Origin of the sequence: Bradyrhizobium sp. AZCC 2176 (assembly GCF_036924645.1) — a bacterium.
Taxonomy (GTDB): Bacteria; Pseudomonadota; Alphaproteobacteria; order Rhizobiales; family Xanthobacteraceae; genus Bradyrhizobium.
Map to the genome: position 1 here is coordinate 2,216,660 of NZ_JAZHRX010000001.1, position 19,128 is coordinate 2,235,787.

General features: G+C 61.3%; 20 protein-coding genes and 1 pseudogene. 7 read left to right on the top strand and 14 right to left on the bottom strand.

Annotated features, from left to right (window positions below; genetic code table 11):
• Positions 1 to 90 precede the first annotated feature (90 nt).
• Positions 91 to 1,428 carry a DNA-3-methyladenine glycosylase 2 gene (locus tag V1288_RS10185; protein ID WP_334361271.1) on the top strand — a complete coding sequence of 446 codons (1,338 nt, stop codon included), beginning with the start codon at positions 91 to 93 and terminating at the stop codon, positions 1,426 to 1,428.
• On the opposite strand, the gene V1288_RS10190 is transcribed toward V1288_RS10185, so the two are convergent.
• From V1288_RS10190 to V1288_RS10205, 4 genes are all read right to left on the bottom strand, one after another.
• Positions 1,407 to 1,655, bottom strand: coding sequence for an amidohydrolase family protein (locus tag V1288_RS10190; protein ID WP_334356911.1), 249 nt, complete (start codon positions 1,653 to 1,655; stop codon positions 1,407 to 1,409). The two genes, V1288_RS10185 and V1288_RS10190, sit on opposite strands and share 22 nt — an antisense overlap.
• Positions 1,656 to 1,718: 63 nt before the next feature.
• Complete coding sequence (locus V1288_RS10195; protein WP_334356912.1) at positions 1,719 to 2,648, bottom strand: amidase family protein; 930 nt, start codon at positions 2,646 to 2,648, stop codon at positions 1,719 to 1,721.
• Positions 2,649 to 2,991: 343 nt separating this feature from the next.
• A complete protein-coding gene (locus V1288_RS10200) occupies positions 2,992 to 4,383 on the bottom strand; it encodes an ATP-binding protein (protein ID WP_334356913.1) in 1,392 nt (463 codons plus the stop codon).
• Entirely contained in the window at positions 4,383 to 5,150 is a 768-nt protein-coding gene (locus V1288_RS10205) for a response regulator (protein WP_334356914.1), read from the bottom strand. Before V1288_RS10205 ends, V1288_RS10200 begins: the two co-directional genes overlap by 1 nt.
• Before the next feature lie 191 nt (positions 5,151 to 5,341).
• On the opposite strand from V1288_RS10205, the gene V1288_RS10210 reads away from it, so the two are divergent.
• The 4 genes from V1288_RS10210 to V1288_RS10225 are packed head-to-tail and all read left to right on the top strand — an operon-like array spanning position 5,342 to position 8,536.
• Entirely contained in the window at positions 5,342 to 5,584 is a 243-nt protein-coding gene (locus V1288_RS10210; protein ID WP_334356915.1) for a hypothetical protein, read from the top strand.
• Positions 5,585 to 5,634: 50 nt separating this feature from the next.
• Positions 5,635 to 6,792 carry an ABC transporter permease gene (locus V1288_RS10215; protein WP_334356916.1) on the top strand — a complete coding sequence of 386 codons (1,158 nt, stop codon included), beginning with the start codon at positions 5,635 to 5,637 and terminating at the stop codon, positions 6,790 to 6,792.
• Positions 6,789 to 7,532 (top strand): ABC transporter ATP-binding protein, encoded by a 744-nt coding sequence (locus tag V1288_RS10220; RefSeq protein WP_334356917.1) that lies wholly within the window; start codon positions 6,789 to 6,791, stop codon positions 7,530 to 7,532. Before V1288_RS10215 ends, V1288_RS10220 begins: the two co-directional genes overlap by 4 nt.
• Positions 7,532 to 8,536 (top strand): efflux RND transporter periplasmic adaptor subunit, encoded by a 1,005-nt coding sequence (locus tag V1288_RS10225; RefSeq protein WP_334356918.1) that lies wholly within the window; start codon positions 7,532 to 7,534, stop codon positions 8,534 to 8,536. Before V1288_RS10220 ends, V1288_RS10225 begins: the two co-directional genes overlap by 1 nt.
• Before the next feature lie 254 nt (positions 8,537 to 8,790).
• Here the strand turns inward: V1288_RS10225 and V1288_RS10230 are convergent, their stop codons facing one another.
• Positions 8,791 to 9,192 (bottom strand): winged helix-turn-helix transcriptional regulator, encoded by a 402-nt coding sequence (locus V1288_RS10230; RefSeq protein WP_334356919.1) that lies wholly within the window; start codon positions 9,190 to 9,192, stop codon positions 8,791 to 8,793.
• A gap of 109 nt (positions 9,193 to 9,301) precedes the next feature.
• Here V1288_RS10230 and V1288_RS10235 point away from each other — a divergent pair, with 109 nt between their 5' ends.
• Entirely contained in the window at positions 9,302 to 9,700 is a 399-nt protein-coding gene (locus V1288_RS10235; protein WP_334356920.1) for a hypothetical protein, read from the top strand.
• A 10-nt stretch (positions 9,701 to 9,710) separates the two neighbouring features.
• Positions 9,711 to 11,363 (top strand): amidohydrolase, encoded by a 1,653-nt coding sequence (locus V1288_RS10240; protein WP_334356921.1) that lies wholly within the window; start codon positions 9,711 to 9,713, stop codon positions 11,361 to 11,363.
• A 146-nt stretch (positions 11,364 to 11,509) separates the two neighbouring features.
• Here V1288_RS10240 and V1288_RS34055 read toward each other — a convergent pair.
• From V1288_RS34055 to V1288_RS10285, 9 genes and pseudogenes are all read right to left on the bottom strand, one after another.
• Positions 11,510 to 11,689, bottom strand: a pseudogene (locus V1288_RS34055) (amidase family protein); the annotation flags it as partial.
• A 229-nt stretch (positions 11,690 to 11,918) separates the two neighbouring features.
• A complete protein-coding gene (locus V1288_RS10250; protein WP_334356922.1) occupies positions 11,919 to 12,602 on the bottom strand; it encodes a DUF2848 domain-containing protein in 684 nt (227 codons plus the stop codon).
• Complete coding sequence (locus V1288_RS10255; protein ID WP_334356923.1) at positions 12,586 to 13,278, bottom strand: ABC transporter ATP-binding protein; 693 nt, start codon at positions 13,276 to 13,278, stop codon at positions 12,586 to 12,588. The genes V1288_RS10250 and V1288_RS10255 overlap by 17 nt, the downstream gene beginning before the upstream one ends.
• Positions 13,278 to 14,024 carry an ABC transporter ATP-binding protein gene (locus V1288_RS10260; protein WP_334356924.1) on the bottom strand — a complete coding sequence of 249 codons (747 nt, stop codon included), beginning with the start codon at positions 14,022 to 14,024 and terminating at the stop codon, positions 13,278 to 13,280. The genes V1288_RS10255 and V1288_RS10260 overlap by 1 nt, the downstream gene beginning before the upstream one ends.
• Entirely contained in the window at positions 14,021 to 14,944 is a 924-nt protein-coding gene (locus tag V1288_RS10265; RefSeq protein WP_334356925.1) for a branched-chain amino acid ABC transporter permease, read from the bottom strand. The genes V1288_RS10260 and V1288_RS10265 overlap by 4 nt, the downstream gene beginning before the upstream one ends.
• Entirely contained in the window at positions 14,944 to 15,843 is a 900-nt protein-coding gene (locus V1288_RS10270) for a branched-chain amino acid ABC transporter permease (RefSeq protein WP_334356926.1), read from the bottom strand. The genes V1288_RS10265 and V1288_RS10270 overlap by 1 nt, the downstream gene beginning before the upstream one ends.
• Before the next feature lie 47 nt (positions 15,844 to 15,890).
• Positions 15,891 to 17,186 carry an ABC transporter substrate-binding protein gene (locus V1288_RS10275; RefSeq protein WP_334356927.1) on the bottom strand — a complete coding sequence of 432 codons (1,296 nt, stop codon included), beginning with the start codon at positions 17,184 to 17,186 and terminating at the stop codon, positions 15,891 to 15,893.
• A gap of 68 nt (positions 17,187 to 17,254) precedes the next feature.
• Positions 17,255 to 17,635, bottom strand: coding sequence for a cupin (locus tag V1288_RS10280; protein ID WP_334356928.1), 381 nt, complete (start codon positions 17,633 to 17,635; stop codon positions 17,255 to 17,257).
• 16 nt (positions 17,636 to 17,651) lie between these two features.
• A complete protein-coding gene (locus V1288_RS10285; protein WP_334356929.1) occupies positions 17,652 to 19,121 on the bottom strand; it encodes a 4-hydroxyphenylacetate 3-hydroxylase family protein in 1,470 nt (489 codons plus the stop codon).
• Positions 19,122 to 19,128 lie beyond the last annotated feature (7 nt).

A 19,128-nucleotide genomic window follows, 5' to 3' on the forward strand; every position in this document is an offset into this window, starting at 1 on the left:
TGCCGGCCCGAGGCCGCTCCCGACCTTGCCGCCTGGCAAGGAACATCCAGCACAGTGTCGCGCGCCCTCTCTCTCATCGAGGGAGGGGCTATGGACGATGGAGACGTCGTAGCCCTTGCCGATCGCTTGGGCGTTGGCGAGCGTCAGCTGCGTCGCCTGTTCCGCCGGCATTTGGGGGCATCGCCCATAACCGTAGCCCAAACGCGCCGCGTGCTATTGGCGAAGCAACTGATCCACGAAACCAGCCTCCCGATGACCGAAGTGGCGCTCGCCTCTGGTTTTGGCAGTGTGCGCCGGTTCAATCAGACGTTCCAACAATTGTACGGCCGCGCGCCAAGCGCTTTGCGTCGATGCAGGGCCCCTGACGTATCCTTGGACGCTGCTGGCAGCGTGACGATCCGCCTGCGTTATCGTCCGCCCTATGACTGGTCGGCCATGCTGGGGTTTCTGCGGCTCCGCAGCATTCCCGGGATTGAGACGGTCGCTGGAGACGCCTATGCCCGCGCCATCGAACTCGACGGAGCGCAAGGGATCATCGTGGTTCGGCCCACCGGCGAGAATGCGCTTGAGGCCATGGTCAGGTTTCCGAAACTGTCAGCGCTTCCCGCTATCATCGCGCGCTTGCGGCGCGTGTTCGATTTGGCTGCTGATCCCGCGGCGATCGAGTCGCATCTCACCAAGGACCCCGCGCTCGCGGCCATGATTAAGGCGCGGCCGGGGCTGCGTGTGCCAGGCGCTTGGGACGGCTTTGAGCTTGCGGTGCGGGCCCTGCTCGGCCAACAAGTTACCGTGACTGCCGGAATCACGCTTGCGGGCAAGCTGGTTGCCGCTCACGGTAAGCCGCTGAAGACGAGGCATGCCGACCTTCCCGAACTGACCCATGTGTTCCCGCGTCCGAAGCGGATTGCGGAATCGGATCTTTCGCATCTTGGAATGCCAAGGAAGCGGATTGCCGCGCTGGCGGCCCTCGCCAATGCCGTTGTCGCCGACCCCAAGATCTTTGGTGCGCGTCGAAGTCTCGACGAAGCGATCGTGCAGCTTCGATCCCTCGCTGGTGTCGGCGAATGGACGGCCCAGTACATCGCGATGCGTGAGCTTCGTGAACCGGATGCCTTTCCGGCAGCAGATATCGGCCTGATGCGCGCGATGGAGGACTCGACGGGGCGGCGCCCAACTCCAACAGAGTTGCTAACGCGCGCGGAGGCTTGGCGGCCATGGCGCGCCTATGCCGCACAGCATCTATGGTCGTCTTGGGCTGATCGAGCCGCCCAGGAACGTAAACCGAAAGGAGGCTCAAGAAAAACGCATGCAAAGGAACTTGTAAGCGAGCTTGAGCCTAGTATCCAATCCGCTGGCGCGATCTTGTCGCCCGAATTTAGCGATGAGGTCCGAAAAGCGCGAGGCGATCAATCCAGTTCCGCGACGTAGAGCGCCTCCTCGTCCATCGCGGCCATCATCGGCATCAGGAGATCGAGCCACTCGAGGAGGCGGCGTTCCGGACCGATCGTGCGGCCGAACACCATGCAGAGATGCGTATGGGCATTGACAAGCCCTGGGAGCACGATCCTGCCGGTGGCATCGACGACGAGATCACAATTCGGCACGGGATCAGCGGTACAACGCTCAACGGCGACGATGTCGCGGCCACGCTCCACCTGCGATCTTGCTAGGGTCTTTCCACTCGATCGTGGATTCGGCGGCCCATTCGCGCGAAAAGCTTAAACAGCATGCGAATAGCCTCGCAGCAGCGTCTCCACACTAGACGCAATCTCCAGCAAGCGCCGGTCTGCGTTCCTGCGGCCGATCAGCATCAACCCGGCGGAAAGACCGTCGAGCGATAACGGCAACGAGATCGACGGACAATCGAGCATGTTGGCGACGCGTGGATTGCGAAGTACCAGTCCATTGAACTCATGGAACGCGCTGTCCTCCTCCACCGATGACAGAAACGGCGCACGGATTGGCGTCGTCGGCAGAATGAAAACTTCATTCTCGGTGAAAGACTGTTCAAAGGAACGGATGGCAGCGTGCCGGAGCCGCGCCATGCGCACATAGTCAACAGCGAGGATGCTGGCGCCCGCTTCGATGCGAACGCGGGTTTTCGGATCGACCCCATCGAGGGTCGATATCCCGAGACTACGCAGCGTCGCACCGACCTTGATGGACGGAAACGTGCCGATCTTGTCGATCCCTGCGACATTATCGAGAGCAGCCTCGATCGATCCATCGTCGATCTGCAAGCCATATGATCGAAGCCGCTCTACGGTACTCTCAAACGCGTTGAGCACTTCGGGCTCGCAGCGATGAAACAGGCGACCGCGGGCCACAATGAGACGGAAGGTGTTGGGAGAGGCTACCCGCGGTCGCGACGGCACGCCTTCCCCCAAAAGCACCTGATCCGCCACGAAGCAGTCCGCGACCCCCAGGGCGATCGGACCGATCGTATCGAGGCTCGTCGACAGCGAGAACTGTCTGGAGACAATATAGTTCTTCTTAAACAATATAGTCCTTCCTAAACAATAATGCTCTTTCAGGCGTCTGAGATCAGGAATCTGTTTGTCTGATGTCTCACCAAGTTTTGGCAGGACAATTGAGTTTTGGCCGAAAAGGGTCTGCAGCGCAGCCTTGGCGGGACGCCTGTGATTCAAGCTCCCAAACTGGGAGCCAGCCGCATCAGCGCGGAGCGTGCGTCAACGGAACAGTAGGCAGTACGGTCACGGGCAGGTTGACCAGTAAAGATTCAAGCGCTGGTTTATACCAACGGCCTGCCGATCCGGTTCGCGGTGACGCCCGGTGAGGCCCACGGCTTGCCGGCAAACTCTTGTGTCGTCTGGTCAGATCGACTAGGCGCTCCGCTTTACTTCGGCGGCGACATGGTCTTCGGCAATACGCTGACCGGAGCACCGCGCACAGCGAAGAAATTCCCGGCGAGGGTCGATCGCTCACCTTACAGCAACTCGGCGGGCAAGACCCGCTATTGGCCGGCTGCTCCTACGCTGCTCCTCGTTGTGGGCAATCACTCTGGGCATTGAGGACACTTCGCTCGCGCGCAGGTTCGTTCTCATCTGCTCGCGGGATCTGGATTCGAACTATCAAGCCAGTCGGAAGCCGCTGGAGCAGGCTGATCTCACCGCGGTGCCCGCTCACGGCATCGCGCGCAATAGAAAGCCCAAGACCGAAACCATCCCCCGCGAGTGCGCGCGCGTCATCACCCTTGAAAAAAGGTTCGAAGACCTTGGTTCGGAGAGCGGCCGGGATGCCAGGTCCGTCGTCAGATATGTCTATTTCTGCTGTCCCATCGTCACAGGTTCTCAGGTTCACAGTGACGAACGAGCCGTGCTTCACACCGTTCGCAACGATATTGCTGATCGCGCGCGTGAGAGTGGCCGGTCTACACGTCCAAGTGAGCCGACCCGGTCCCTCATAGGAAACGTTATGGCCCACATCGGCGAAATCGGCACAGACAGTTTGCAGAAGGCTGGGCAGATCGACGCGTGACATTACCTCGGATCTTGCGTCATGGCGGAGATAATCCAACGTCTCGTTCAGCATGTAGCTGATTTGCTCGATCTCGCGCAGCATGCTTTCGCGCAAGCTTTGATCGGCAATCCTTTCCGCTCGCAGCCTCAGACGCGTGAGAGGCGTTCTGAGGTCATGACTGATGGCGGCGAGCATGCGCGTCCGATCATCAAGAAGGTTGCGGATACGGATCTGCATCTCATTGAGCGCGTCTGCGACCTGGGCGATCTCACGAGGAGCGGGGCGGTTGACCGCGTGATTGCTATCAGGAGAACGTCCAAATGACTGCGCTGCCGCGACGACGGCGGAGAGCGGCGCAATGATCCACCGGACGGCATAGATTGAAAGGAACAGGACGAAGACCAGAACGGTCGTTAGCGTCAAAGTGGTCGGCGCCAGAAGGAAGCTGTATGCGCTTGTCCCTGGAGATGCTGCAAAGATCAGGGCGGCGCGATCGTCCATTTTCACGACCAGTTGATAAGCGGGACCGGCCGGATATCGGGAGTCGGCGATAACCTCGATATTCTGACTAGATTCCAATTGGTGTGCGATTAGTCCAGACAGCACAGGCAGCTTGGCGTTGGGAGGCGATGCCTCCAGATCGGCCAGAGCCACGTATCTCACGTCGATGCCAGAACGCTGGGTGGCGGCTATGATGACGCCCACCTCAGTTGGACTGGCTGCAGAACGCACAAGCCGGGTAATGTTGGCAATCCGTCCGGCTACAGCCGACGGGCCATCTCTGATGCCAAAGAACAGCAACATGGTGACGGTGAGCACGACCCCGAGCATCACGGAAACTGCGACAATGCTGGTGATTTGCGTTGTGATGCTGCGAGGGATCAGCCGATCCGGAAATTGCATCAGGTTTCCTCTACGTCCGGCGTGAACAGGTAGCCGCCTAGGCGTACCGTCTTGATCAGCATCGGATCTCGCGGATCGACCTCAATCTTCTGGCGAATACGGCTGACGTGAACATCGATGCTCCGTTCGATCGGTCCTGCCAGGCCGCCATGAACCAATTCTAGCAGGCGCTCGCGCGAGAGAACGCGGCCGGGATTTCTACAGAAAGCCAGGAGCAGGTCGAACTCTACGCTAGTCATCGCGATCCTAACCCCTTCGGGGTCTTGTAACTGCCGCGTCGTGGGATTGATCCGCCATCCGGCGAACGCCAACTGTCGCGCGCGGAGGCGCGCAGTCTCGCGCCCGTCTTGCGCGCGGCGCAGGAGCGCGCGGATGCGCGCCACCAACTCCCGCGAATTGAACGGCTTGGCAACATAGTCGTCAGCACCGATTTCCAGGCCGACGATTCGATCGACGTCCTCGCCCCGCGCTGTCACGATGATGATCGGTATTGCGGACGCCGCCCTGAGCCTTCGGCAGATGCTGAGGCCGTCTTCACCTGGCAGCATCACATCCAGTACGACTAGATCGACCGTTTCTCGTGCAAGGAGCGCATCCATCTCCACGGCCGAACCGACGGACAAGGCAACGAACCCGCTCTCCGATAGCACGTCCGTTAGCATCCGCGAGATCTCCGGGTCATCCTCCACGAGCAGGATGTGGGGCCTTGCAGCCGGGTGAGCGGTGTAGGCGGGTGGCACGACTTCGCCGCACTCAAATATCGACATTTCAGCAGACTCCGCAGATAGCCCCATTATCCCAGCGACAATCTCCGACGTCACGGGCTCAAGTATTTATTTTTATTACGGCATCGACGCAAAGAGGCCCCACGGCAACATCTATTAACATGACTTAAACCTGGACGCCTCCGATAGCGCCTATGTGTGCATCGCAACGTTACGCACGGAGGTTGCCGATCATGAGACGAATTCCACTCGTCCTCGCCACAATTGCTGTCGTTCTACCCAATACTGCTGAGGCTCAACCGAAGCAAAGCCCGCAAGCTGAGATGAGCCAAGACGTCAGACAGATGTGCCGGCAGGAAATCCAAAAAATCTGCCGACCGGGATTTGTGCCGAACCGGGCTGCGATCCAGCGCTGCATCAGTGAAAACAAGGACAAGCTCCCCAAGCAATGCGTGCCGATGCTCCAGGGCAATTGATGCCCACCGCAGCAGCGCCCTCTTCGCGAGCGACTGAGCAGCGAAAGGCTATGGTCTTAGTCGCAATCAAGATGCTCACTGGAGATCAAGGAAAGTACCTGGGTATGGTGCTGGGGCTTGTTTTTACGACCTTCATCATGACTCAGCAGCCGGCGATGTTCTTCGGGCTCGTGAAGAGGAGTTACGGCTTCGTCTCGGACGCGGCACTTGCCGACATCTGGGTGATGGACCCGATGGTGCGCTATATCGACGACGTCAAACCGCTATCGGACACGACCGTCGCGCGCGTACGCGGCGTTGAGGGTGTTGTCTGGGCCGTGCCGATCTATAAGGGCACAACACGGGTCCGTCTCGCCGACGGCAATTTCCAGAATTCCGTCCTGATCGGCCTCGACGATACGACATTGATCGGTGGGCCGCCCATCATACTGTCCGGCAAACTCGCTGACCTTCGGCGAGCAGACGGAGTGATCGTGAGCGCTGACGGGGCGAACAACCGCTTTGCTCGCCCAAGTCCACGCTCCAACGAACCGCCGATTCCACTCATGATCGGTGATGTCATTGAGATGAACGAGCGTCGGGCGGTGGTCGTCGGCATCAGCGAAGCCACCACAACCAACATGGGCGTGCCAACCATCTACACGACTTATTCTCGTGCCAAGTCTTACGTACCGAGCGAGAGGAAAACGCTGTCCTTCGTTTTGGTTAAGGCGAAGGCTGGAACTGAAGTGGGCCCAGTGATCTCCAACATTCGCCGTTGGACGGGGCTTGCCGCCGTTACCAGGGAGCAATTCGAGCAGATGACGCTCTGGTACGTCATCCAAAACACGCCCGCGTTCACTCTCTTCGGACTCTCCGCCATCATCGGCTTTGGTGTCGGCGGCCTAATTGCCGGCCAGACCTTCTACAACTTCACACTTGAGAATCTACGTTATTTCGGCGTCATGAAGGCAATGGGTGCGACGAATCGAACGCTCCTCACGATGATCATGGCGCAGGCGCTCGTTGCTGGCGCGATCGGTTACGGTCTCGGCGTGGGTCTCATTTCGCTGTTCAGCCTTGTGATCGGACCCCGATTTCCGTTCGAACTGAGTTGGTCGCTGTTTCTCGTCAGCGCCTGCGGAATCGTTCTTCTATGCGTGATCGCTTCGGGCCTGAGCATACGCAAAGTCATCCGTCTAGATCCGGCCTCCGTGTTCAAGACATGATCGCTGCAGCTGCAAGACAACATCTCAATGCTGGAGCAAGCGTCGTCTGCACCCGCCTCATCAAAGTTTATGGGCACGGCGCGCAGCAGGTGACCGCGCTACGCGGTGTCGATCTGGAAGTCCCCCGGGGCGAGCTCATCATGCTGGTCGGCCCATCCGGCTGCGGAAAGACGACATTGATCTCGATTATTGCCGGCCTTCTCGATCATGACGGCGGGCGATGCGTCGTGCTCGGCGAGGATGTTGAACGCATGGATCAAACGACCAAGGCCGCATTCAGACGGCAGTCGCTTGGCTTTGTGTTCCAGGCTTTCAACCTGATTCCTCAACTGACGTCCGCTGAGAACGTCATGATTCCGCTCCTTCTGAACGGGATGAATGAAAGCGACGGCATTGCTAAAGCGCGTCAGGCGTTGGAGCGGGTCGGGCTCGCAGAACGTTCCGAACACTTTCCTTCTCAGCTGTCTGGTGGTCAGCAGCAAAGGGTAGCGATCGCTCGTGCTCTGGTCCACGAGCCGGAACTGATCGTCTGTGACGAGCCGACCAGCGCGCTCGATCATGCGACCGGGCAACACGTGCTCGAGATCCTGCGCGGCATCGCCACAGGTGAAGGCCGCACTCTCATCGTCGTCACTCACGATCAGCGCATCCTCAGCTTTGCCGACCGGATCGCGCATATGGATGACGGCCGCATTACCCATTTCGAGAGGCCACGGAACGCAGCGGGAGCGACGTCTTGATGAAAAGCCGGCTCACCCTCCCGGTTCTAGCTGTGCTCGGCATTCTGGGCGGCCTCTGGCTTGTCCTCCAGGCAGGTACACCGCGCCCGGTGGCTCAGCCGATTGTGCAGCCGGCAGCAGCACCGTATCAAAGCTATGTTGCCGGCGGCGGCATGATCGAGGCTCGCACCCGCAACGTCGCTATCAGCACACCAACCAGCGGGGTGATTGCGAAAGTCAATGTGAAGGTCGGCGACCGCGTGGAGCAGGGCCAGGCGCTATTTCACATCAATGGGCGTGATCTCGAAACCCAGCTTATCACACGCCAGGCCGCTACGACGCTCGCAAAGATGCAGGTTCGAGAGGCCGAATTGTTGCTCGCTAATGCGCGTCGCCGGTTGGATCAAGCCAAGCCTCTTCACGACAGAAACGTGATTAGCCCGGATGAATTCGCCGGCCGCGGACACGAGGCAGCGCTTGCGGACGCCAGACTCGCCTCTGCACGAGCCAATGCGGATCTAGCGGCCGCTCAACTGCAGGAAGCCGAAGCGGCGGTCGAGCGCCTCACGGTGCGTGCTCCCGTTGCCGGAGATATCCTTCAGGTGAACGTCGCCCCAGGAGAATATGCCCAGACCGGCACACTCTCCAAACCTCTCATCTTGATGGGAGACACGCAGACGCTCCATGTCCGGATTGATATCGACGAAAATGATGCATGGCGCTTTATTCAGGGCACGCCAGCCAAGGGTTTCCTTCGGGGCAATAGCGCGATCAGCTTCGATTTGCGCTTCGCCTACGTCGAGCCCTTTGTCGTGCCAAAAACTTCCCTAACGGGGCTCAGCGCAGAGCGCGTCGACACGCGCGTACTCCAGGTCATCTACAGCGTCAATAGAGGGGATCTCCCGCTCTATGCTGGCCAACAGGTCGATGTCTACGTCAAAGCCGACGGCCGTGCCGTCGCGCCCAAGCGGGCAGATCCACAATCGGTCGAACATCGCCATCGGCCGACCGTGACCGTTCGATGAGGCAGGTCGGAAGGGAAATACCTTTTTGCCAGCTTCGATCATCCCGTTGATATGGCCGAGTCCTATCGCCCTGGCTGGATTCCGCGTGTAGATCTTTATGGCAGTTCCGAGATCGAGTGCCTGCTCGGCCGAGAGTGCGCCTGAACAACCACCCTTGGGATTACGTCGCGCGCAGGCACCCCCTCGGCGCGATCCTGGCTCGCGCGTGAGAAGATCGGATAGTGATCTTACAACGGGATAATCGGTGATACTGGTCACCGCGCCGTTTCAGACGTGCCACCAGAGCTCCATGATTTGCGGCGGATGCGGGGCGCGCGCCACAACTCTCCCTTTTCGGCGAGAAGCCCGTTGCCCCAATCGGACAAGGGCAGCAGCAGCTGGACGAGTTCGCGCCCACGTTCTGTTAGTGCATAACGCGTTTCTTTTGCATTGCAATCGTCCGCGCGTCGCACAATCCCGCTGGCCCTCATTTCGGAGAGAACGGTCGCAAGCACCTGCTGGCGAATATTGCCAACCGAAGCACGAACTTCGCCGAAGGTGAGATCGTCGAGGGACAGAAGATAGAGCACGCGCGCCTTCCACTTGCCGGCAACCATCGCGAGCACGGCTTCCACGGGACAGGGGTCGAGCGCCGGACGTTTTCGATGATAGACCATCGGAGCCTCCTAGTCATAATTTTATGTGTCTAGCTCGCCTCAAGTCTATATGTAACCATTCCCTGCCAAAATGAGAGTACCGCCGCCCGCAGGCGGTGAAGGGGACTCGATGGCGGACAAGATTCTCGGCGGATTGCTGTGGGCCGGCGTGGCCTATTTCTGTTGCATGGCGGCGGCGCATTTCGTCGGCTTCAAGATGCCGCTCCTATTCATCTACTATGATGCGCCCTTCTACGCCTATCAGGACAAGATCATCGCTTTCGCGGTCGTGGCCTATATCTGCCTTTTTTATTCCGCCGCGCGCATACCGGACGTCGTGCCTGCGGCGCTCGCGGCCCTCTGGATCACGGTGATCGGCCTCTGCCTCGTCAATCTGTCAGACGCGCTGCGCATCGTTCTTGCAGGCAAGGGCACGACCGCCTATTGGCTGCAGACGGCGCTACTCGGCGTCTACACACTGACACTAACCCTTTGCTGGCGACGGGCGAAATCGCAGCCTGCGACCTGAGTCCGTGACAATGCAAGCCGCAGCCGATCTTATTCTCGAAAACGCGAAGATCTACACGGTCGACAAGGGCAATCCCTGGGCCGAAGAAGTCGCGGTCCGCAAAGGTAAGATCATCTATGTGGGGTCGGCTGGCGGCGCGCACGCGCTCCGCAACGCCCAAGCACGGGTTATCGACGCAAAGGGCCGCATGGTCCTGCCGGGCCTGGGCGACGTACACAATCACCATACGCGCGGCGGCCAGCTTGACCTGTTCGAACTCTCGTTTCCCGCGAGCGCGACTTTCGACCAGATCATCGCGCTCGTTGGCGAACGCGCGGAGCGGCTCGGCTCGGACGAGTGGATTTGCGGCGGCATCTGGAGCAGCGAACTCATTCCGCGCCTGCGTACCTCCGAGGCGCGTGCCGCGCTCGATGCGGCGAGCGGCGGGCGTCCGGTGATGCTGCGCGACGATAGCCTGCACAATCGTTGGGTGAACAGCCGCGCGATCGAACTAATGGGTTTGACAGCCGCTACACCTGATCCGGAACTCGGACGTATCGAACGCGATCCCAAGAACGGCGCTCCAGTGGGTCTGCTTCTGGAAAAGTCGTCTGCGCTGGCGGAACGGGCTGCCCTTGTGTCAATCGCTGATCCGATCGCCCGAGAAACAGCCTCGACGAAGCGGGCAGTCGAAATCCTCAACGGATACGGCGTCACCGCCTATCAGGACGCTAATACCACGCTCACCATGTTGCAGGCACTGGCCGGACTCGACCGGCGCGGCGAACTCAACGCTTGGTGCGTTGGATCGCTGCCGGTTTTCGACACTCTGACCGGCACGGAATTTTTCGGCGAGGCGTTGATCTCGCGAAGCGAGCAATATCGCACGCCGCATGTGCGGCCGGATTTTCTCAAGCTGTTCATGGACGGCGTGCCGATGACGCGCACTGCCGCCATGCTCGAAGCCTATCTGCCCGACGAGCATGGTCGCGCAACGGTCTGCCATTCCTTTCTGCGCCTGCCCGATGTTGTGCACTGGCTCGTACGCGCCGAGACGCTCGGGAAAGGAGTGAAGGTCCATTGCGCGGGCGACGCCGCCGTGCGCGACATTCTCGACGCCGTCGAAATCGTGCGGCGGATGCGTGGCCCGGGACCCGTGCACCATATCGCTCATGCGAGCTTCATCGATCCCGCCGATATTTCGCGATTCGCGGAACTGAATGTTGTTGCCGACCTCTGCCCCGCGATTTGGTTTCCTTGCGCCATCACGGTCGCCAATGCGGCGGTGATCGACGCCGGCCGAGCCGAACGCTACTGGCCAAACCGCGATCTGCACGCGACGGGCGCCTTGCTGGCAGCGGGCTCCGACTGGCCGGTTGTGGGTCTGCCCGACCCTTGGTTCGGTCTCGAGGGCCTGGTCACGCGGTGCAATCCGAAGCGACTGCATCCCGGCGCGCTCTGGCCGGAACAGGCGCTCGATCTCGAAACCGCGCTGGAAGTCTATACGCGCAATCCGGCGCGTGCGATGGGTCTCGGCCATGTAACCGGCTCGATCGAAATTGGTAAGTCCGCCGACCTGGTTGTCCTGGAACGCAATCTCTTCGAGATTGAACCCGGTCGCATTTCAAAAACGCGCGTGCTCGCAACCTTCTTCGAAGGACGCCTCGTCCACGGCGAGATCTGAGGGCGGCTTGAGCAACAGCTCAGGCAGTTAAACCGGGAAATCGAACGACCGGCGGATGCGATTGCAAAAGGACATGGCGATCCATCCGATGACGAGCCTCCCGGAGCGCGCCTGCGGTCTCGGGGGTTGCCCGGCGTGCCGTCGTGGGGATTCGTACCGAGCGCGGAAAAGGCAAACTCGGTCATCTGTGTCTTGCCGACGATGATAGCACCTGCCTCGCGCAACCGCCTGACAACTTCAGCGTCCTCAACGGCGGGCGGCAGACGGCGCAGCACGGCGGAGCCCGAGCTCGTCACCGTTCCAGCGACATCGAACAGTGCTTTCACCGAAACGATACGGCCATCAAGCGGGCCGCGCGTCGCACCGGCGGCGGCACGCGATCCGCAGCCTCAGCCTCGCACCGGGCGCTTTCCGCGAACACGGCGGTGAAGGCCTTTTCAGCCTCCGGCGAACGAATTCGCGTCAGCGCCGCTTCCAGCCGCGCAACGGCCGACGGCTGTGATCTGTCAGATGAGGCTGTCATTTGGTGCCGAAACCGGTTCCGCGGACTGATGATCAGGAAACGACAGGCAGCACGTCGATGTCGTAGCCGTGGGTCAGCGCGCGGGCGAGGACCGGATCATATAACTCCATGTCAAAACGCGTCCCCGGCCGAATGCCGCCGATCGCACCGGGCGTGCCGCAAAACATCAGCGTGCCGGCCGGTAGCGTGTCCGAGCCAGTGTGACGGCGAATGAGATCGCGCGGCGTCCTTAGCGACGAAACCGGGCTCTCCTGGTAGAGAACCCGCTTACCGTCGATCGTGGCCCACGAGCGAAGGACCAGTTCATCCCAATGCCCTTCGACATCAGCGTAAGACCAGAGCCGCGAGCCGACCGGCTTGCCGCAAAGCTGCTTCGAAAGGGCGATGCCTGACGCTTCCGCCTTGCGGTCGGTATGGTCAGATCCGATGCCGATCCAGAGCCCGTCAGCCATGGCGACAATGACGGGCTCGACCTCGCCAGAACTATCCGGGCCGAGCACGGTCAGGCGGCTTGCCTGAGTCAACGTTTGTGCTGCGACGCGGTAGTAGAGCGGTGTCGTCGAGGGGCGCGGAATGCCGAGCGCAGCGAGCTCCTCGATGTGGTGCTCGATCGCCGCGGCATCCCTGCCGGCCCACCCCGCGATGACGAGAGAGTTGATCTCGACCCCGACACGGTCGGTCCGGTCTTCGGCGATGCGGTCAAATTGCAGCAACATGGGATTCCCTATCCTTGGTCGATGTGGCGAGGATTTCGCCGCGCTCGATCTGCAGTGTCCTGTCGGCGATCCGGTCGAGCAGCGCCGGCGACGATTCGGTGATCAACAGCGAAAGCTCCGGTCGCCGCTTGCGCAACTCGCCGAGCGTGCGCGCATAGTTGAGCGCAAGCGCCGGCGCAAGACCCTGGAAGGGTTCATCGAGCAATAGCACCTTGCGTGCCACCGTGAGCGCGCGGCCGAGCGCAACCATCTTGCCCTGCCCGCCGGAGACGCCACCTGCCGGCCTTGCCCGCATGACATGCAGCTCGGGCAGCAAGCTGTAGACCTCATCGAGCCTTCGCTCGATCTCCGCCTTCTCGAGCTTCAACGCCAGCGCCGGAAGGCGAATGTTCTCGTCCACGCTCAATTCCGAGATCAGCCGGCGATCCTCCGGCGCATAGCCGATTCCGGCGCGTGCGCGGTGATGGGCCGGCATACGGCCGAGGTCGTCGGCGTCGAGACGGATGTTGCCGCCATCAAGGCCAAGCAGCCCCATGATCGCGCGCAGCGTCGTCGTCTTACCAGCGCCGTTGCGCCCGATCAGCACCGTCGTCTTGCGCTCGACGATGTCGCAGCTCACCTCGCGCAACACGCGAACGCCTTCGATCGAGACACAGACCTTGTCGAGGCTGAGCATCACGCCACCCCCACGACGCGTTCGCGGACCTGCGCGTTCTTGAATACCTCGTCGGGTCGCCCTTCGGCCATGATGTTGCCGGCGTTCCAGACCAGGACACGGCTCGCGTAGCGGGCAACCACGTCCATGTCGTGCTCCACGAACAGCGCCGTGATGCGGCGCTGGCGGAGCGCACCCATCAGCGCCTCCATGAGCTGAAAGCGCTCGAGCGCGCTGACGCCGCTGGTCGGCTCGTCCAGCAGCAGAAGGCGCGGCTTGAGAGCCAGCGCAACCGCGATGTCCAAGAGCTTGCGATGCCCTTCGGGCAAGGTGCTGCTGATCCGCTCACTGTCGTCGGCGAGCCCAACCAGGTCGAGCAGCGCCTCCGCCTCCTCGCGTCGCGCCGCGGTCTCGAGCGGGCGGCCCGCGCTCCACAATCCATCCGTTGCCGCCAGCGCCAGCATCATGTTGTCGATGGTGCGTTGCGCGGAGAACAGCTGCGGAATCTGAAAGGCGCGAGCGACGCCGCGGCGCGCGATGGCGCGCGGCGACAGGCGGGTGATGTCGTAACCATCAAGCTGCACGCCGCCGGATTTCGGCCGGATGTAGCCGGTGCAGATATTGAGCAGGGTCGTCTTCCCCGACCCGTTCGGTCCAATGATTGCGAGGAATTCGCCGTCGTGAATCGCGATGCTCACACCGTCGGCAGCCTTGATCCCGTTGAACGCGACATGAAGGTCCTTGGCCTCGAGAATGGGACGCGTCATAGGCTCGACGCCTCCTTGCGCGAGAACAGTCCATAAAACCCTTGCGGCATAAACATGATCACGGCGATCAGGGCCACGCCCACGATCAGATTCCAGGCGTCGGTCACGGTGACGGCGGCACTGTGGAGCAACTCCAGGAACAGCGCTCCGAGGAAGGCGCCGGGCACGCCGCCGATCCCGCCGAGCACGGCGATCAGCACGAGATGGCCGGACGCGGTCCAAAAGGCGAATTCAGGCACCACTCGACCGATCGCGAAGCCGGCGATCGCGCCACCAAGCCCCGCCAGCGCCGCCGAAATGGCGTAGGCAATCAGGAGGATCGCCCAGACGGGTATTCCGAGATACTCAAGCCGGATCTCGTTGGTGTGGACCGCCGAGAGCGCATGGCCTAACGGACTGTTCAGGTAGCGCTGGACGGCAAAGCCGACCAGCACCATCAGCGTCAGGCTAAGATAGAAGAGCACGCTCTTGAAGACAGGCTCGGTCACCACGATGCCGAAGATGCCGGGAATGGGAACGGGCAAGCCGTCGGTCCCACCGGTGACTCCATAAAGCTTGGAGCACAATGCGTAGAAGACCATGGAGACCGCGAGGTTCAGCATCGCGAAGAAGATCGCGCGGTATCGGACAAGGAACGATCCCGCAATGGCGCCGACCAGCGCGGCGGACAGCACCGAGAGGATCAGGAGCAGGCCGAAATCATTGATGCCGGCACGCGCCAGGAATGCGACACCATAGGCGCTGGCGGCAAAGAACATGGCATGACCGATCGAGATCAGCCCGGCGCGGAGCAGAATCGCAACGCCCAGCGCCGCAAAGCCCTTGGCGATCGCAAGCGTCAGCACGAATTGCAGCCAGGGTGCGGCGACCGGCAGCACGGCAAGTGTGAGCATCGCGGCGGCGGCAAAGATCGCTCGCATCATATCCTCCGCGCCGTCACCGATCCGAACAGGCCGTAGGGACGGATCAGGAGGACGACAAGCATCGCCGCATAGGGCGCAACGGCATCCAGCGACGGCGCCAGATAGATCGCGAGCACGCGCGCCAGTCCGACGATTAGCGATGCCACCGCGGCCCCTTCGATCTGTCCGAGGCCCCCGATCGCCGCCACCGCAAAGGCGAGCACCGTGGTGTCGGCCCCGAGCCCCGGGGCGATGCCGGACGTCGGCGTCGCCAGGGCCCCTCCCAGCGCCGCTAGGAACACGCCGAGCGAGAACGCCAGGATGAAAATCCGGTTGGTGTCGATGCCGATCGCCTGCGCCATCTCACGGTCGGTCACGACAGCCGTGATCAGGCGCCCAAGCCGGGTATGGTTGATCAACAGCCGCAGACCGATGACTACGAGAAGCGCCATCCCGATCAAGAGGATCTGGTAGTTGAGATAGACGACCCCGCCGATGCTCGACGTGCCGAGCAATCGCATAGGCGCATCCTCGTAAAAGGAATTCACGCCGAAGATCACGCGCTGCAGGTCCTCCAGGATGAGGAACAGCCCGAACGTGATCAGGATCTGGACGGCTTCCGACTTGCCGTAAGTCCAACGGACCAGACCGCGCTCGATCAGCGGACCGAATATCGCCGCAACGAGGACGGCGCTGAACAGCAACGCCACGAACGACAGATATGGGTTGAGTTGGCGGCTCGCAATGAACAGGCAGATCGATGCCGCGACATAGCCGCCGATCGAATAGAGGCTGCCATGGGCCACGTTGAGGACGCGCAGCACGCTGAAGACCAGCGTCAGGCCAACCGCCGCAAAGAATATCAATGCTGCGCTGGCCAGACTGTCCAGCAGCAAGGGGATGATTGCATTTGACATCGGCCTATGCCTTGCGTGATTGGAGACAAATCGCGGCTACCGGCCGCCTATTTGTAGCTTCCCGGCTTCGGCAGGCTCTTCGCGAACTCCGGCTTCAGCGTCGAAATCCAGGCCAGCGGGTCCTGCCCGGCCTGTGGCATCAGGCTGTCGCCCTTGTAGCGGACCATGTCACCGATCACGGGGAACTGCTGCGCCGCTGTCTTCACGGTGACGCCGACGACCTGGTCGACGAGGCCGTCATTGTCGGCGCGCGTCTGCGCGGTGCCGGTCAGGGTCGCGACCTTGCTGCCCTTCATGGCGTCCGCCAGTTCGGCGCGCGTCGGCCACTTGCCACCATTCTTCTGCATCGCAGCCTTGTAGGCAGCTTTTACGTAGATCAGCGCGTTGGCCATCTTGATGGACGGGAACACCGGATATTCGCCGAAACGGGCCTTGTATGCCTCGGCAAACTTCGCCGTCTCGGGATTGGCTTTGGCGTCCGGCGACATCCACCAGCCGTCGCCCAGAACCCCGACTATCACGCCGTCGGGTAACGGCACACGCTGCAGCACGGTCTCGCCGAGCGCAAGGACCACTTGACTGGACGTGAATAGCCCACGCGGCGCGGCCTGACGAACGAAATTTTCGAGGTCGGCGCCCCAGAGGTTTGAGAAGACCACATCTGGACGCGCGGTGGTGAGGCGCGAAATCTCGGTCTGGTAGTTTGGCGAGCCGAGCTTCGGATAGAGCTCGGCGACGATGTCGACGTCTGGCTTCAACGCCTTCAGCGCTGCGGTGAAGATCTTGGCTGCATCATGACCGAACGCGTAGTCGGGATTGATGATCGCGACGGTCTTCACGTTCGGCTTACGCTCCAGAAGATAGATCGCGTAGGCGATGAATTCAGGCACGGTGTTGCCGTTGGGGCGGAATACGTATTTGCTTTTGCCGTCGATCAGAAGCTGATGGGTGTCGCAATTCCACCCTACCGTCGGGACCTCAATCTGCTCCGCGATCGGTGCCAGCGCGAGGCAGTTGGCGCTCGACAAGGCCGCGACCATCACCTGGTTCTTGGCGTCACTTGCGAGGCGGCGATACTCCGCGATGACGCCCTGCGCGCCTTGTGCTTCATCGACATAGGTCGCACTAACAGGCACACCCTCGATGCCACCCTTGGCGTTGATCTCGTCAATCATCAGGTCAGCCGCGTTCTTGCCGGGCATCCCGTAGGCTGCCGCAGGACCCGAGGTAAACGTGAAGATTCCGAGCCCCAATGAGGCAGGCTTTTGCTCCGCGGCGGCTGACGCCGCCGACGCAAGACCAATGACAAGCGAAACCGCAGACAAGCCGCTTCTCAGCTTCATGATTCTCCCCTCTCGTCAGATTGTTTTGGTGTTTTTGATCGAATGCGATGGTGACGCCGCTGTTGGCGTCACACCGGATCGAAGTAGTGCATTTCCAGCAGCAGGCAGCCGTTGACGGATTTGAACGGCCCATGCGGTGCATGCGGCGGCCGGCAGGCGTAGGTGTTTGGCGGGAAACTCTTGCCGCCCTCGCCTTTTTCGTCATTGCCGACGACCAGGTCGCCCGAGACCAGATAGACCTCTTCCCAGTACTCGTGCGAAAACGGCGCGGTCGTATAGACGCCTGGCGCGAAGCGAAGCAACCGGGTGCGCGTGCCGCGCCGATTCGTCTCGTCGAGACCGCCCGCAATGATCTTCTGCTGGATGCCCGGCGGATACCCCACCGGGACTTCCCAGCCGGTATTCATGTCGAGCGTGTAGAATTCGTCGTGCTTCTTGTTGACAGGCATGGGTTGTCTCCTTGGTTCAGGCGGCCTTGCTGGAAGAAGAGACGCCGTTGAGGTCGTAGGAATCGAGCATGCTCTGGACCAGCCGATCGGCGCCGGCCCAATCATAGGTGCGATAGGAGTGCCCCTTGGTGACGAAAGTCGCGCCGGCGTAGAACATCTCGTACTGCTGATGGCGCGAGCCGAACTCGGAGCCGACGGCATCCCAAGCGAGCTTGTAGAACTTCACGCGATCATGCGAGTTCGCCTTCGGGGACTGCTGGGTCTTGCCGATCAACGCCGCGATCTCGGGATTGGCGAAGTCGGCGACTGACGAAGGCAGCATGATCATGCCGCCGCCGGCGAGTTCGCGCAGCGAGCTGAGGATGTGCGAATAAAGCTGCTGCGTCAGCACCTGCGCGGAATAGAGCGTGTGACGGTCCGGGACGAAATAGGGACCGATCTGCTTGCCCTTCACCTCCATGGCCGCAACCAGCGCGTCGACCATACCGGTCTCGGCTGCAAGCTGGCCGAGCATCTCACGCACCTGCGGAAACTGGGTGACTCCATTCATCTCGGCGATCCGATGAGCAAGACCCGTCAGGAACTTGAGCTTCACGCTCAATCGGACCATCGCCTGGTAGTTCTGGTACACATGACAGGGTGTGGCGTGAAACTGCTTCTGGCACATCTCGACATTGCTTTCGACGAACACTCGGTCCCACGGCACCTTGACGTCGTCGAAATAGAGAACGGAGTCGTTCTCGTCGAACCGGCTGGACAGAGGATTGTCGAACACGGCGCCCGCCGCGTTCTCATAGGATTTGCGCGACAGCAGCTTCAGGCCCTTCGTACTCATCGGAATCGCAAAGGACATCGCATAGCGCTCCTCACCCGGGCGCATCGGCTGGATCGTCGTGACAAAGACCTCGTCGGCCACGACGCCGCCGGTGGCCAGCATCTTGGCGCCACGGATCGTAATGCCCTCAGCATCGCGATCGACGACGCTGGCGGTGAGAAACGGATCCGCCTGGTCGGCCGCACCCTTCGAACGGTCCGCCTGCGGATTGATGATGACGTAAGTGAGGTAGAGATCCTTGTCGCGCGCGTAACGGTAGTAGCTCTCGAGCGCCCCGGCGCGGGCCGGATCATGCTCCTTGAAGACGTCGAGCCCCATGTAGAGGCCGGAAATGCAGGACGCCACGTGGTCCGGGGCGCGGCCCATGAACCCCGCATGCAACGCGGCCCAGGCCTCAAGCGCCTTCCGCCGCTTCACGAGCTCGGCATAGGAGGCCGGAAGCTGCCAGATACGGTTGGCGCGGCCTGCGCCTGTGTCGAACGTCATCAGATCCGCATTCTCGGGCGCGCTCGCAAAGCCGAACAACCCCGCCATCGAGCCAGCGAGATTGCGGAAGGCATGGTGCGCCGTTACATCGCCGACTGAGGCGCCGTCGATGTAGATGGTCCGGCCATCCTTCAAGCCTGACAAATATTCCTTTGCGCTACGCATCGCGGTT

What these genes read in the sequence shown, in the direction of transcription:
- V1288_RS10185 (WP_334361271.1), top strand. Translation starts at nt 91, where the DNA reads ATGGACGATGGAGACGTCGTAGCCCTTGCCGATCGCTTGGGCGTTGGC.
- V1288_RS10200 (WP_334356913.1), bottom strand. Translation starts at nt 4,383, where the DNA reads ATGCAATTTCCGGATCGGCTGATCCCTCGCAGCATCACAACGCAAATC.
- V1288_RS10205 (WP_334356914.1), bottom strand. Translation starts at nt 5,150, where the DNA reads ATGTCGATATTTGAGTGCGGCGAAGTCGTGCCACCCGCCTACACCGCT.
- V1288_RS10210 (WP_334356915.1), top strand. Translation starts at nt 5,342, where the DNA reads ATGAGACGAATTCCACTCGTCCTCGCCACAATTGCTGTCGTTCTACCC.
- V1288_RS10215 (WP_334356916.1), top strand. Translation starts at nt 5,635, where the DNA reads ATGGTCTTAGTCGCAATCAAGATGCTCACTGGAGATCAAGGAAAGTAC.
- V1288_RS10220 (WP_334356917.1), top strand. Translation starts at nt 6,789, where the DNA reads ATGATCGCTGCAGCTGCAAGACAACATCTCAATGCTGGAGCAAGCGTC.
- V1288_RS10225 (WP_334356918.1), top strand. Translation starts at nt 7,532, where the DNA reads ATGAAAAGCCGGCTCACCCTCCCGGTTCTAGCTGTGCTCGGCATTCTG.
- V1288_RS10230 (WP_334356919.1), bottom strand. Translation starts at nt 9,192, where the DNA reads ATGGTCTATCATCGAAAACGTCCGGCGCTCGACCCCTGTCCCGTGGAA.
- V1288_RS10235 (WP_334356920.1), top strand. Translation starts at nt 9,302, where the DNA reads ATGGCGGACAAGATTCTCGGCGGATTGCTGTGGGCCGGCGTGGCCTAT.
- V1288_RS10240 (WP_334356921.1), top strand. Translation starts at nt 9,711, where the DNA reads ATGCAAGCCGCAGCCGATCTTATTCTCGAAAACGCGAAGATCTACACG.
- V1288_RS10250 (WP_334356922.1), bottom strand. Translation starts at nt 12,602, where the DNA reads ATGTTGCTGCAATTTGACCGCATCGCCGAAGACCGGACCGACCGTGTC.
- V1288_RS10255 (WP_334356923.1), bottom strand. Translation starts at nt 13,278, where the DNA reads ATGCTCAGCCTCGACAAGGTCTGTGTCTCGATCGAAGGCGTTCGCGTG.
- V1288_RS10260 (WP_334356924.1), bottom strand. Translation starts at nt 14,024, where the DNA reads ATGACGCGTCCCATTCTCGAGGCCAAGGACCTTCATGTCGCGTTCAAC.
- V1288_RS10265 (WP_334356925.1), bottom strand. Translation starts at nt 14,944, where the DNA reads ATGCGAGCGATCTTTGCCGCCGCCGCGATGCTCACACTTGCCGTGCTG.
- V1288_RS10270 (WP_334356926.1), bottom strand. Translation starts at nt 15,843, where the DNA reads ATGTCAAATGCAATCATCCCCTTGCTGCTGGACAGTCTGGCCAGCGCA.
- V1288_RS10275 (WP_334356927.1), bottom strand. Translation starts at nt 17,186, where the DNA reads ATGAAGCTGAGAAGCGGCTTGTCTGCGGTTTCGCTTGTCATTGGTCTT.
- V1288_RS10280 (WP_334356928.1), bottom strand. Translation starts at nt 17,635, where the DNA reads ATGCCTGTCAACAAGAAGCACGACGAATTCTACACGCTCGACATGAAT.
- V1288_RS10285 (WP_334356929.1), bottom strand. Translation starts at nt 19,121, where the DNA reads ATGCGTAGCGCAAAGGAATATTTGTCAGGCTTGAAGGATGGCCGGACC.